9 protein-coding genes are annotated in these 13,751 nt (G+C 46.9%); 4 read left to right on the top strand and 5 right to left on the bottom strand.

Annotated features, from left to right (window positions below; genetic code table 11):
• Positions 1 to 10: 10 nt before the first annotated feature.
• The 3 genes from gcvH (at position 11) to C943_RS06370 (ending at position 2,078) form a co-directional block, all read left to right on the top strand.
• Entirely contained in the window at positions 11 to 388 is a 378-nt protein-coding gene (gene gcvH / locus C943_RS06360; RefSeq protein WP_008625506.1) for a glycine cleavage system protein GcvH, read from the top strand.
• A gap of 226 nt (positions 389 to 614) precedes the next feature.
• Positions 615 to 1,289 (top strand): energy transducer TonB, encoded by a 675-nt coding sequence (locus tag C943_RS06365; RefSeq protein WP_040479306.1) that lies wholly within the window; start codon positions 615 to 617, stop codon positions 1,287 to 1,289.
• A 120-nt stretch (positions 1,290 to 1,409) separates the two neighbouring features.
• Positions 1,410 to 2,078, top strand: coding sequence for an energy transducer TonB (locus C943_RS06370; RefSeq protein ID WP_008625526.1), 669 nt, complete (start codon positions 1,410 to 1,412; stop codon positions 2,076 to 2,078).
• An 89-nt stretch (positions 2,079 to 2,167) separates the two neighbouring features.
• On the opposite strand, the gene C943_RS06375 is transcribed toward C943_RS06370, so the two are convergent.
• The 5 genes from C943_RS06375 to ettA form a co-directional block, all read right to left on the bottom strand.
• Entirely contained in the window at positions 2,168 to 3,304 is a 1,137-nt protein-coding gene (locus C943_RS06375; protein WP_211208867.1) for an amidohydrolase family protein, read from the bottom strand.
• A gap of 124 nt (positions 3,305 to 3,428) precedes the next feature.
• Positions 3,429 to 5,840 carry an ABC transporter permease gene (locus C943_RS06380; protein WP_008625532.1) on the bottom strand — a complete coding sequence of 804 codons (2,412 nt, stop codon included), beginning with the start codon at positions 5,838 to 5,840 and terminating at the stop codon, positions 3,429 to 3,431.
• Positions 5,841 to 5,997: 157 nt separating this feature from the next.
• On the bottom strand, positions 5,998 to 8,352 hold the full coding sequence (locus C943_RS06385; protein ID WP_008625534.1) for an ABC transporter permease: 2,355 nt from the start codon (positions 8,350 to 8,352) through the stop codon (positions 5,998 to 6,000).
• A gap of 398 nt (positions 8,353 to 8,750) precedes the next feature.
• Positions 8,751 to 10,418, bottom strand: a complete 1,668-nt coding sequence (locus C943_RS06390; protein ID WP_008625536.1) for a carboxylesterase/lipase family protein — start codon at positions 10,416 to 10,418, stop codon at positions 8,751 to 8,753.
• 198 nt (positions 10,419 to 10,616) lie between these two features.
• Positions 10,617 to 12,296 (bottom strand): energy-dependent translational throttle protein EttA, encoded by a 1,680-nt coding sequence (ettA, locus tag C943_RS06395; protein WP_008625537.1) that lies wholly within the window; start codon positions 12,294 to 12,296, stop codon positions 10,617 to 10,619.
• A gap of 132 nt (positions 12,297 to 12,428) precedes the next feature.
• Here ettA and C943_RS06400 point away from each other — a divergent pair, with 132 nt between their 5' ends.
• On the top strand, positions 12,429 to 13,679 hold the full coding sequence (locus tag C943_RS06400; RefSeq protein ID WP_008625539.1) for a DUF349 domain-containing protein: 1,251 nt from the start codon (positions 12,429 to 12,431) through the stop codon (positions 13,677 to 13,679).
• Positions 13,680 to 13,751 lie beyond the last annotated feature (72 nt).

The following is a 13,751-nucleotide window of genomic DNA, read 5'->3' on the forward strand; positions in this document are numbered from 1 at the left end:
AAAATCAACTATGGATTTCCCAAAAGAACTTAAGTATACCAAAGACCATGAATGGGTAAGGATAGAAGGCGATACCGCCACCATCGGAATTACCGAATTTGCACAGCGGGAATTGGGAGATATTGTATATGTAGAGGTAGAAACGGTGGGAGAAACAATCGAAGCTGGAGAAGTATTTGGCACGGTAGAGGCTGTTAAGACCGTGTCTGATTTGTTTATGCCACTGACGGGTGAAATCATCGAGTTCAACGACGAGTTGGAATCCTCTCCCGAATTGGTAAATGAATCCCCCTACGAGAAAGGTTGGATGATCAAGGTTAAAGTGGCCGGTGACCTACCAGCTGATTTGCTCGATGCAGAGTCGTACGGGGAGTTAGTGGGTGCCTGATCTAACCTCAACGATCGCACTCAAAAAAATCAAGAAATAGTGGTCCGTTAGTTGGGGTTAATCGTTAATAATCACATTACGGTTGCCAACGGTACAGTTATTTGGCCAATCTTATTGTTAAATTTATACAAGAGTGATTCTGTTCTTGTAATAAATAAAATACTTGGTTATAATTGTTATCCTGTATAGAGTCGAAAAGAAAAATTAACCTAATAAACAATCAACCATGGAAGCTAAAAAGACGCCAAGTGCAGATTTGTCCAAGAAATCTGGGATGTTTCTGAACCTCGGTTTAGCCATCAGCGTCGGATTAACCCTTGCTGCTTTCGAATACAAATCATACGATGATGGTAGTCTGAAAGACTTGGGTCAAGTTGCCGATGACTTCGAAGAACTATTGGATATTCCAATTACCGAACAACCACCACCGCCACCACCACCAATTGAACAACCTGTAATCCAAGAAATTCCGGATGAAGTCGAGCTCGAGGAAAAAATCGAAGTAAATTTTGACGTGGACGTGAAGGAAGAGACTGTGATCAAAGAGGTTATTATCGCTGACGCGCCTGTAGTTGAAAAAGCGGATGAAATCTTTGACGTGGTTGAAAACTCTCCCGAATTCCCAGGTGGAATGGAAGCTTGGAACGAGTACTTGAGGAAAAACCTCAAATATCCAACCCAAGCGAGAAGGATGGGTGTAGAAGGAACCGTTTACGTGGTATTCGTTGTGAACACTGACGGTTCTATCCAAGACGTAGAACTCCTTAGAGGTATCGGAGGAGGCTGCGACGAGGAAGCACTCAGGGTTGTGTCCGGAGCACCCAAATGGACTCCTGGTAAACAAAGAGGTAGACCTGTAAGGGTTCGTATGAGATTGCCAATCCGATTCAAACTCGGTTAACCGTACAAAGGGGAGATTTTTTCTCCCCTTTCTTTTTGTTAAAATATTCTAATTTTTTCGTCTACTGGTTGTTTTGTTAGTTTAAATTACCTAATTTTTTCTACCGAAATAAATACAGCCATGGAAACCAAAAAAAATCCCGGACTTGATCTGGAAAAAAGGCGCGGCTTTTTTTTCAATTTCAGCTTGATGCTTAGCGTAGCAATGGTACTCCTTGCATTCGAATGGAAGCAAGCCAGAGGTAGCGAAAACCATCTAACAATAGGTGACATTCCTGGTTGGGACGAAATCCCCATTGACATCCCGATCACTATCCAAGATCCACCTCCACCTAAGATCATTGCTCCCATCATCACGCCCATTGAAGACGATGTTTTGGTGGACAAGTTGCCAGAGGTAATTTTCCAGCCCGAGGTAGAAGACCTTCCAGAACCAACTATCCTAGAGGGTCCGCCAGTTATCGAAATTGCTGAAGAAGTGGTCGATTTTTCGGAGGTGATGCCCGAACCGGTGGGTGGAATGAGCGAATGGAACGATTACCTATCCAAAAATCTGAAGTACCCCTCTACGGCAAGAAGAATGGGCATTGAGGGAACGGTATATGTATCCTTCGTGGTCGAAAAATCCGGTGAGATATCCAATGTACAATTGCTCCGGGGAATCGGTGGCGGCTGTGACGAGGAAGCAATCCGGGTGATAGAAAATGCGCCGATCTGGAAGCCGGGCTACCAACGCGGCCGACCCGTCAAGGTGCGGATGCGTGTGCCGATAAGGTTTAAGTTGCAATAGTTTGTCTTATAAAAGAAATTTGGCCAAGTTCCGGTAAACTCATTTTCCAAAACTTGGCCAAATTTTTTACGATAATGGGGACCCAATTTTCAATCCGGAAATCTGCTCCTATCAATATTGGGAATGATTTTGATCGCATTTTTGTAATAGACTTTTTTAAGGACGTCATCGGGTAACCCAAGACCATACATGGCCCAAAACGCGTGGTATTTTTTATAATATGGAAAATACTCGTCCTCAGTTTCGAGGACCCGAAAGTAAGTATAGAACTCCTCCTTTACGTAGGCATCTTTGGCAAAAAGGATCCTGTCTTGATAGTCGATGAAAAATTTCCTAGCTCGCTTGGGTTGCCTACCAAACTCTGCAATAACTGCACCGATGCCAAAGTAGACGTTTGGATATTGGTCCAAATGGGCGCTTGCCTTGTCTAAGTCGTTGGCCATCCAACCCATATGTGCGTTGATGAAGGTGGTCTTTGGGTGTTTTCGGAACACATGATGCTGTTCTGCGATAATCTGGGAAAAGGGAGCAGGGTCGGTATCACTTCGCTTCCGTCCGGGATTGAGTTTCAATTCCAGCCAACGCTCATTGTTGGCATCCATAGGTTGCCAAAAAGGTGCTGGATCCGCAGCATGGATGATCACTGGTATACCCAATTCTCCGCACTTTTTCCAAACAGGATCCAAATCGGGATGGTCGATAGGCACCCTATTTCCGTGAATATCCTTGGTGGAAAGTCCCAGACTCTTGTAGATTTTCAATCCATTGGCACCATTTTGCACGTCTTTCTCCAAATCCGCAACTGCCTTTTCGATCCAGCCTGCTGAACCAAATTCCCTAAAAGAAAGGTTGGTAAAGACGATGAATCTTCCAGGCGCCACGCCATTGAAGCGCCGGATCATCGAGAACATATATTCCTGCCCGTCAATATCACCAGTTGCTCCTCTTCCCCTTCCGCTGAGGTTAACCATGACAGCCATATTGATCTCGTCCATTTCCCGAACCAAGCGGTTGACTGTTTCTTGGGACACGTTCCATTGGTGGCTGTGGATATCAATAAAGGGAAACTTGGCCCGTTTCATAGGATTTTGAGGTACCACCAAGGTGGATGGCGGATTGTACTCCTCAAAACTCATCTCTTGGGCCTGGAGGAAAAAACCCTGCATACAAAGCAGTAGGCCGAATAAAAGGGATTTTGCACGAAGGTGGAAAGGAGGTGACTGCATGTTTTGAAAGGAATTTTATCACAATTAAGCTGGAAACAGCTTCCAAGCCGAGGAGAAAATTTGGAAAATAAAACCAAATTCCCTCGTCCGCTTATAAAATTTCCACGATCACAACTCCCCTCTGTCACTCATCCTTCAATATCTTAGCTGGGTTGGTTGTTGCCGCCGCATAGCTGTGCAGGCCCACTACCATCAGGCAAATGAGCAGCACGATTCCACCTGCAAATACAAACTGACTGTAGGGCATCGCGATGCGGTACTGGAAATCGTTCAACCAATCCCTGCCAAAATAGTAGGCAGGAATGCAGGCAAGGACAAATGAAACTCCTACAAGTACCAGGTATTCCTTGGAAATCATACCGAGGATCTGGGCGATGCTTGCGCCCAGCACCTTTCTGATGCTGATTTCCTTGAGTTTTTGGGCGATGGTAAATGACGAAAGCCCAAACAATCCCAACATGGAGATAAGAACCGCCATGGCCGAGGCAAAGGAAAGAACACGTTGAATCTTGAGGTCATCTTGGTAAAATTTCTCTATTTCTGCTTCCAAGAAATGAAACTCCTCGGTCTCGTAGGGGTAAATACTCCTGTAAGCTTCCTCCAACTTAGATTTGGCAAAGGAGAGGTTTTGGCCTCCCTGCACCTTCACATTGATGCTTTGAAAATATGCGGGATTATAGGTTATCAGGAGCGGACGGATTTCCTCCCTGAACGAGCGGGAATGGAAGTCATCCACCACACCCACGATGGTACGTGGCTCTCTGCCAAAAGTGGCAACTACTCCCAATATTTCATCCGGAGTATCTACACCGGCATCCCTAAGGAACCTTTTGTTGACAAGGATCTCGTCTACCTGATTCGAAGGTCGGCGTCCTGCCAAGAGCTTGACGCCATTTACACCCGTAAATGCTGAATCCGCATTCATAACTTGGGTGAAGAACTCCATTTGGGTCGTGTCTTTGGGAACCCTCACATCGGAGGTCCACAGGCTTGTCGACGACACCAAACTGCCCGAAAGGCTTACGCCCACCACAAAACTCTCCTGTGCAAGCCTATCCCTAAGCAAGTTCATCTTGTCCTCGCCAGACATAAAAGGGAGGTTTGCATACATGACCGCATCCTTTTCAAAACCGAGGGGTTGATTGCTGATATATTTCATTTGGGCACCCAACACCCCGACCAGTATGATGAAGGCAATGGAAGCTGTAAACTGCAGTACGGTCAGGTTTTTTCTCAAAAATACCCCCATCGAAAAACCTCTGTTGGAAATTTTTTCTCCCTTCAACGCCCGCTGTGGCTGATAATTGGCAAGGATAAATCCCGGATAAAGTCCAGACACAACAGTCAAGACCATTACGATGACCACAAAAAAGAGCAGATTTGGCCAGTTAAACAGCTTCAGGACAAAACCAGTCGGCAAGTAGTCCATGAACAGTTTAGCGACCAATTCTGCCAAGAATACCGAGAGCACCGCGGCCATCAAGACGATCAAGAAGGTCTCTGCCAAGAACTGGAAAATCAATTGGCCGCGATTGCCTCCCAAGGTCTTCCGAATGCCCACTTCCTTAGCCCTACTGATGGCTTGGGCGGTTTCAAGGTTGATAAAATTGAGGCAAGCTAGGAGCAAAATCAAACCGGCGATGTATATGAGGCCTTTGAGATAGACCTTAGAAACCGTCGTATCGTTGTAGTTTTGGTTGAAATGAAACTCGGCCAAGGGCTCCGCGGAGAAATTGGTACTGTTGCCTTCATTGTTTTCATAGTATTTTTTGACCAAAGATTCAAATTCGGAATCAAAGTCCTTGGCGGATTTACCGGGTACTGCCTTTACAAAAAGCTGGCTACTTGAATTCACATTTCCCCAACTGTCCAAGCCGTACCAGTTCTCTTTTTGCAGGTGCTTGATCGTGGAAAAGGAAATGAAATCGGTAAAGATGAAGTCGGTGTTTTCCGAAAAATCCTCCACTACGCCTGTGATTTGGGCAGTGACGGTGTCTGCATCCACCCACATCAGTTCTTTGCCAAGGACATCCTGTGGACGCGTCCCCGGAAAATATTTCTCCAAACTTGCCTGTGAGATCACCGCAGCAGAGGGATTTTCCAAGGCTGTTTTGGGATTGCCCGCCAGCCATTTCCTTGGAAAAATTTCAAAATAGCCCCCATCCGAAAAGGTAACTTCATTGCTCCTCCCAAACACTTTGTTTTCGGAAGGGTCGACGACCAATGTCCCCCAAAGCGTATACAGCCTACCTTTCGTTTCAATCCCGGGAATCTCATCTTGGATCGTCTCCCCCAAAGGCCCCGGAGTACCGGAGTTGGGATAGGATTCGCCTCCTTCATAAGCGGTCAAGGTGTTGATACGGAAAATCCGCTCCGAATCAGGGTGGAATTTGTCAAAGCTGTTTGCAAACCAGACGACGTTGAAGATCAAAAAGCAGATGGAAAGGCCCATGGCCAATCCCAATAAATGGATCGCCATCCGGAGTTTGTTGCGGAGCATGTTCCGCCAGGCGACAAGGAAATAGTTTTTGAACATGGGAGGGAAAGATTGTTAGTTAATGGTAATTATGTTATTGGGTTATTTCATCACTAAGCGAAGTCGACGGGGGTGATAGTCCATGGCTGAGGCTCTTGTATCTTGGATCTGATTTCTAGTGCCTCATATTTCAAATTTTCTGTCTCGTATCTTTCGTTTACTCCCCCTTCAACGCATCCACCGGATTGGACCAGGCTGCTTTCAGCGCTTGTGAACTCACAGTCAGTATGGCTATGAGCAAGGTTATAACTGCAACAAGGAGGAATATCCAAACATCCAATTCGATACGATAGTTGAAGTCCTTGAGCCATTCACTCATGAAATACCAAGAAATCGGGATTGCGATCAGCAGGGCAATAAGCACGAGCTTTACAAAATCGGACGTCAATAATGCCACTACCCGAGAAGAAGAAGCCCCCAAAACCTTCCTGACGCTGATTTCCTTCATCCGCTGCTCGGCCATAAATGCTGCCAATCCGAACAATCCAAGACACGAAATGAAGATTGCCAAACCGGAAAACCAAAGCGTCAATGCTCCCACCCGCTCCTCGGTCCGGAATTTTGCGGCATATTCCTGATCAACAAAAGTGTATTGAAATGGGAAATTTGGATTGAACTTTCCAAACAAACCCTCCATCGTTGTCAGGTTGTCCGAGACGGCGTTGGCGGGATTTAGACGCACATGCAGTACATTGTACCAGCTGCCCGGGCCAAAAATCACCAAGGGATTTACTTTATCAAAAGGTGAATTCAAGATAAAATCTTCAACAACACCGACGACAAGCCAGTCAGACCCATTGTCCTGAATTACCTGGCCCAATGGTTCTTCAAAACCCATAACTTCAACTGCGGTTTGGTTGAGGAGGACTGCGTTTGAATCCGAAGCATGTTGGAAAATGTCGATGTCACGTCCAGAAACTAAGCTAAGGCCCGCTGTCTTGACCAAATCCGCATCGGAACTGAAGCGTTCGATGGTAATTGTTTGGTTGGGATCCTTGCCGGGCCAAGACATACCCCAGGTATTGCTCCAAGTAGAAGACATCGGAGACATCGTGCGGGAAACGGATATGGCCGCACCAGAGCTTAGCAACTCATTTCGGAAAGTCTCATAATTCCTGGACAGGTCTTCCGTTAAGATATGGTACACCAATTGGTCCCGATCGTACCCTGCATTGCGGTTTTGACCATAATCAATCTGGGATTTGATTACCAAAGTTGCGGCAATCAGAATAACCGCAAAGGCAAACTGGGTCACGACCAACACTTTTCTTAGGGAAAAAGCTGATCTGGGCGAAGTTGCTTTGCCCTTTAGCACCTTTGCCGGGACAAAGGCAGAGAGAAAAAACGCCGGATAGGAACCTGCAGTCAATCCAGTCAAGATCACAAATCCAAACAACAAAATCCAAAAGCCCGGGTTCGCAAATGGCAATGCGAGCGAAGTCCCCATGAGGCTATTGAAATAGGGTATCAATATTTCGACAATTACGAGCGCGAAAGCCGCCGCAATGACGGCCACCACCATCGACTCCCCGATAAACTGGAAGATCAACTTTTCCCTGCCCGCGCCTGATAACTTTCGAATACCCACTTCCTTGGCCCGTTTTTCACTTCGTGCAGTACTGAGGTTCATGAAATTGATGCAAGCGATCAGTAAAATGAGGATCGCGATCCAAAAAAACTGTTTCACCAATTGCATTTTTCCTTCGGCCAAGACACCGTTTTCATAATGATTGTAAAGGTGCATTTTGGTAACAGGATGCAGAATCAGGTCATTTTCCTCATCCGAATACTTCTTGGTCACGCCACGGATATTCGCTGCGGCGGTCTCGAGACTGACTTCCGGATGCAGTTCGATGTAGGTCTTGACGCTGTTGTTGCCCCAAAATTCATCTTCGTAGCCAAGCTGCTTGTAGAGCGCCCAAGGTACCGCCACGTCAAATTTGAAATCTGTATTTGCCGGCAAATCTGCCAAAACACCGGATACCAAAAGCGACACTTGGTTGTCAAACAATACTTCTTTTCCAATTGGATCTTCCTCGCCAAAAAGCCGCCTTGCAGCATCTTCTGTCATAACCACGGATTCTGGATTGGAGAAAACCGTCGCAGGATCTCCTTTTTTCAATGGAAAATCGAACATGGTAAAAAACCCGGGATCTACCACGGTCAATTCCTGCATCAGTCTCTTATCGCCATAAGCCACCAACATTCCATAGGGGAATTGGTATCGGCTGAAGGCTGCAACTTCTGGATATTCGCTACCCAATATCGGCCCAAGCGGCTTGGGAGTATAGCTCCAAGTGTTCAATTGTCCATTGAATTCCGCCTGGTTCCAGACCTCAAAAAGTCGATCTCTTTTGCTGTGAAACTGGTCGAAACTAGTCTCAAAATGTATCCACATCAAAATCATGATCGCACCGGCCATCCCAACAGTCAAGCCGGAGATATTGATTAAAGAAAACCCCTTATTCTTCCAGAGGTTTCGCCAAGCGATGGTGAGGTAGTTTTTGAACACGGGAGAGATTGGTTAGTGGTTATTGGTTACTGAGTTATTGAGTTATTGGTTAATGGTTATTGAGTTATTGGGTTGCCGAGCGAAGTCGAAGGACGGTCCCTAAGCGATGTCGAAGGGCGTCCATAGTCCACGGTCGCGGCTCTTGTTTCCTGCTTCTTGTGTCTTGATTCTCAAATCTCAATTCACCCATCAAAAAAGCCATCCTTGTGCCAGATAAAAGTCGCTAAAAATGACAATTTAGGCCGTTTTGGAGTGATTTTCCGGAATTTCACGAACAAAATTGTTCGCTTACGGACAAATCAAATTTCCCGACTGCCAAGATGAAAGTTCAAAAAAAAAGCCCTCGCCGAAATCTTTGTTTGGCGAAGGCTTGTTGGTTGTTTGCCTTGGTGACATGTTTAGGCTCTTGGCAATGCCATTCTTGCGGCGCGGTCGGGATCGTTTTTTACCTCACTCTTGTCGTTGAGTACCATCGTCTCACCATTCGCCACAGTGAATTTCGGCCAATTGGGCAAGGTCCCTGCATTGGGGTTCCCGGTTTTCATAAAGGCGATCAAAGCGCTTGACATCTTTTCGGAAAGTTCGCGCGGACGCTTTCCTCCTCCAGTATGCGTGTACATCCTGTCCGTATTGTCAAACCAAAAACAGATATCGATGCAGTGGAAAGCACGCATTCTTCCATTATACAGGTTAGGCTCCCAACCAAACCAAGCCATGTAGACTGGTGCTTTCTGCTTGGCTTTCGCATTTCCGCAGGCTACTGCATTTTGCCTGTTGGACGCAGCCAAGGCCATGATTTCGGCTGGTTTTTTATCCGGGAAATTCGTTTGGTAAGCCTTGAAGACCTCCCCTACCTTCTCGCCAAATCTAGGCTTGAGCGCCTCGATGGCACCATTTGTATCCGCCGCTTCGAGTTGGGGATTGGTGCGGGTGGCACTCCATTCGTGGAAAGTGGTGCAAATCATGAGTGGGACTTCTGATTCATGTCCGTTTGGATTGGAGAAAAACTCGCCCTTAGGGATATTGACACCATCGGCCACCGGGGCGAAACCGCCTCTGAACCCCGGCTGCGGAAATTCCTTACGCATCCTGTCCATGGCTTTGTAAGCCACATCGAGGTATTCCCGCCAAGTGAGCTCCTGGATTTTGTCCAAAGTATCCGGTGTCAATCCCGCCGCTTCCATCACATATTGGCCCAACTTCCTGCTGTACTCCTGGTCATTGGCCGTCAACATGGACCCACTCAGCGCCACGCCTTTGTGCACCAAACCTTTGGAAGCGGGCATGGCCATGGTAGCAGTGACTTTTGCGCCGCCGCCGGATTGCCCCATGATGGTAACATTGCCGGGGTCGCCGCCGAAATTGGCGATATTGTCACGCACCCAATGCAAGGCTGCGATGATATCCAGCATGCCCACATTTCCGGAATTGGCATACTTCGCTCCACCCACACCTGAGAAATCAGTAAAACCAATGGGCCCTAAGCGGTGGTTGATGGAGACGAACACGAGATCGCCTTTTCGGGAGAGGTTCTCTCCATGGTAGCCATCCTGCTCGATGGCGTTGCCGTTGGTGAATCCACCGCCGTGCAGCCAAACCATCACGGGACGTTTTTTCCCATCGCCGATCGCCGGTGTCCAGACATTCAGCTTCAGGCAATCCTCACTCACATCATCGTAGTTCCAATGGTCGGCAAAGGAATAATGGACATTTGCGTAGCGATTGTCCATAATTTGGGGCGCGGTATTTCCCCACCAAATGGTATCCTTGATGCCTTCCCATTTTTGTGGTTTTTGGGGCGGCATAAAGCGGTTTTTCCCTGTGGTGTTTTCTCCGTAAGGTACGCCGAGAAAGGTATAAATTCCATTCAGTTGGTATCCACGGACTTTTCCAAAGGCGGTATTGGCGATCGCGATGTCATCGCCGATAAACAAAAATTGTTCGTCATCAGAGGCTTGATGGTTGGTTGTGCCTGTAGTAGCTGCTTGTATGCCAAATGGCACTGCGGCCATTCCGGCGGTTCCGAGGCCGACTTTGGCCAAAAATTCCCTTCTGTTGGTTTTCATGTGACCGGTGTATTTGTGTGGTTATTGTTTCTATTGTCTCAAATTGAGTATATAGAAATACAATTCCTAACCGTTCATCATTTTTCGGGTCATTAGCCTATGTTTCGCTTGATGGAGAAAATGCCAGACAAAAAGAAACCCCAGCAATTATCTACCTGCGGGGGTTCTTTGGAATATTATCAGCAAATGCTTACTCGACTATCTCAGCTTCTTGTATTTGATCCGCTTCGGCGTCACATCACCCAGCCTTTTCTTCTTGTTTTCCTCGTAATCGGAGAAGTTGCCTTCAAACCAATACACCTGGGAATCGCCCTCAAAGGCCAAGATGTGTGTACAAATCCTGTCCAAAAACCACCTGTCGTGGGAAATGATCACCGCACAGCCGCCGAAGTTTTCCAAAGCTTCCTCCAGCGCACGGAGCGTATTGACATCCAAGTCGTTGGTAGGTTCATCCAAAAGCAGCAGGTTGCCGCCTTCCTTGAGCGTCAGCGCCAGGTGGACCCGATTGCGTTCGCCTCCTGACAGTATGCCTACCTTCTTTTCCTGGTCAGAGCCTGCAAAGTTGAACTTCGAAACGTATGCCCTCGAGTTGACTTCTTTGTTGCCCAGTTTCATCAATTCGTTGCCTTCTGAGATCGTCTGGAATACCGTTTTGTTGGGATCCAAGCGATCGTGTTCTTGGTCCACATAGGCCAGTTTCACGGTCTCACCCACTTCAAAATTGCCCGAATCGGGTTTTTCCTGTCCCGTGATCAATTTGAAAAGCGTGGTTTTTCCGGCACCGTTTGGCCCGATGATACCTACGATGCCGCCTTGCGGGAGCGAAAAGCTCAAATCCTCAAACAGCAACTTGTCGCCATAGGCTTTGGAAACCTTGTTGGCTTCGATCACTTTGGCCCCCAATCTTGGGCCTGGCGGTATAAACAATTCGAGTTTGGCCTCTTTCTCTTTGGCGTCCTCGCCCACCAACTTGTCGTAGGCGTTGAGACGGGCTTTTCCCTTGGCTTGACGGGCTTTGGGAGCCATGCGGATCCACTCCAATTCCCGCTCTAGGGTCTTTTGGCGTTTGGATTCCGTCTTTTCTTCCTGCTTCAGACGGTTTTGCTTTTGCTCCAGCCAGGAAGAGTAGTTTCCTTTCCATGGAATTCCCTCTCCCCTATCCAATTCCAGAATCCAGCCGGCGACATTGTCCAGAAAATAACGGTCGTGGGTCACGGCGATGACGGTGCCTTTGTATTGCTGCAGATGCTGCTCGAGCCAAAGAACGGACTCGGCGTCGAGGTGGTTGGTCGGTTCGTCGAGCAAAAGCACGTCCGGTTCCTGAAGCAAGAGACGGCAAAGCGCCACCCTTCTTTTTTCACCACCGGAGAGATTGCCGACCATCGCATCGCTCGGAGGAAGCCTCAGGGCGTCCATGGCTTTGTCCAGCATCACGTCGAGTTCCCAAGCGTTGGCAGCGTCGAGTTTTTCCTGCACTTCGCCTTGTTTTTGGATCAGTTTGTCCATCGCATCTGGATCGTCCATCAGCGCGGGATCCATGAATTTCTCGTTGATTTCCTCAAACTCTTTCAGCAGCGCGACGGTACCAGCAACAGCCTCCTCGACGATTTCCTTGACGGTTTTGGTCGGGTCAAGTTTGGGTTCCTGCTCGAGCATGCCCACCGTATATCCCGGAGACCACACTACTTCCCCGATAAAATCCTTGTCCACGCCAGCAATGATGCGGAGCAAGGAGCTCTTACCAGAACCATTGAGACCAAGCACGCCGATCTTGGCGCCATAGAAAAATGAGAGGTAAATATCTTTCAAAACTTTCTTCTGCGGAGGATAGATTTTACTCACTCCCGCCATGGAAAAGATGATTTTTTCTGCACTCATGATAAATAAATAGGGATTTTATTTTGGAGAACGACAAAGATGGCAAAAAACGGAGTACTTTAGGAATAATGCTTTTGAATTAATTAATTTGCGGAAAATATAAACCCACCACCTACAACCTATTAAATCGCAATGGAGCATCCATACGGGTACATTAAAGATAACAAGGTTTATCTCAAGGGATTTTTGAATCAGCCGGACAGGGTGATTGGAGAAGTAAAGGAAGACGAGGCCTCCACGATCAAGTATTTTGAAGATCGCTACACGGCCTTACTCGAGAAAATCAACAACTTAAAAAAGGATATTGAGGAAAACCAAAACAAAGGCTCCTTCCTCATGAAGCTGGTGCACCTCAAGGAATCATTGTATGCCTATGATGCCTTGGGTGACTTTCCTCCTTTGATCGAAGAACTCAGCCAGTTGCAAGCATTTCTTGATGAAATCATCCAAAAAAACAGGGAACGGAACCTCGAAATAAAGCGCGGCCTAATCTTGGAGGCAGAAGCTATCAAAGACAGCACGGATTGGAAAAAGACTGCCGAAGACTTCAAAAACCTCAAAATGCGCTGGATTAAAACCGGCCCAGTGGACAAGGAATTTGAGGAGGAAATCGAATCCAGCTTCAACGACATTGTCGAAGGCTTTTTTGAGAGAAGGAAGGAATTCTTTGAAGCCTTGGCCCTACAGGCAGAAGAAAACATCAAGATCTACGAATACTTGGTACAGCAGGCCCGCGATGCATTTGACATGCAAGACGCAAAGGCTTCTTTTGAGATTTCGAAAAAAATCCAAAAAGAATGGAAAGCTGCCGGCAAAGTTCCGATCGAAAGGCGCAAACCGCTCTGGGATGAGTTTTCCAAGTTGAACAATAGAATATTCAGCCGATTTAAGCGCACGATGCAGACCGAACCCCAAATGAAACCTTGGGAACTGCTCAAAAAAATGGAGTCCATGACAGACGAGATGAAAAAGCTGGCCTATGCGCCGACTTCTCCGAACATCATTTCCTCCGCCAAAACGCTACAGGCCGATTGGAAAAAACTCCCACAGCGTAAACCAAAAGAAGCCAATCTCGTCAACCGCTCGTTTCAGTTTTTCTCGGAGATCGTTTTTGAGAAACTCTTTCTTGAGAAGCTCGTAACAGGAAAATATCCCGATTTTGACCAAAAGGACCGTGCCGAGCAAAAGAAACTGAAAATGGCTATTCTCAAGGATTTGATCTACCGCGACGAGAGCGAACTGGCAACGGTGCGGGACAATACGGAGAATTTCCGGAGCCCTGAACCAGATTTTGAAATCATGATGAAAAAGAAACTGAGCACCCTGAAAAGAAAGGTCGATGTAAAAAATTTCATCCTGAAGGAACTTTCGAACAAATATTAAGTTAACAATTGAAAATTTAAAACAATTTCTATTTTTGTTGCCGCTGAGGCAGTAAACATTAAAAACTGACAC

The sequence above is a fragment of the Mariniradius saccharolyticus AK6 genome (genome assembly GCF_000330725.2).
Lineage (GTDB): Bacteria > Bacteroidota > Bacteroidia > Cytophagales > Cyclobacteriaceae > Mariniradius > Mariniradius saccharolyticus.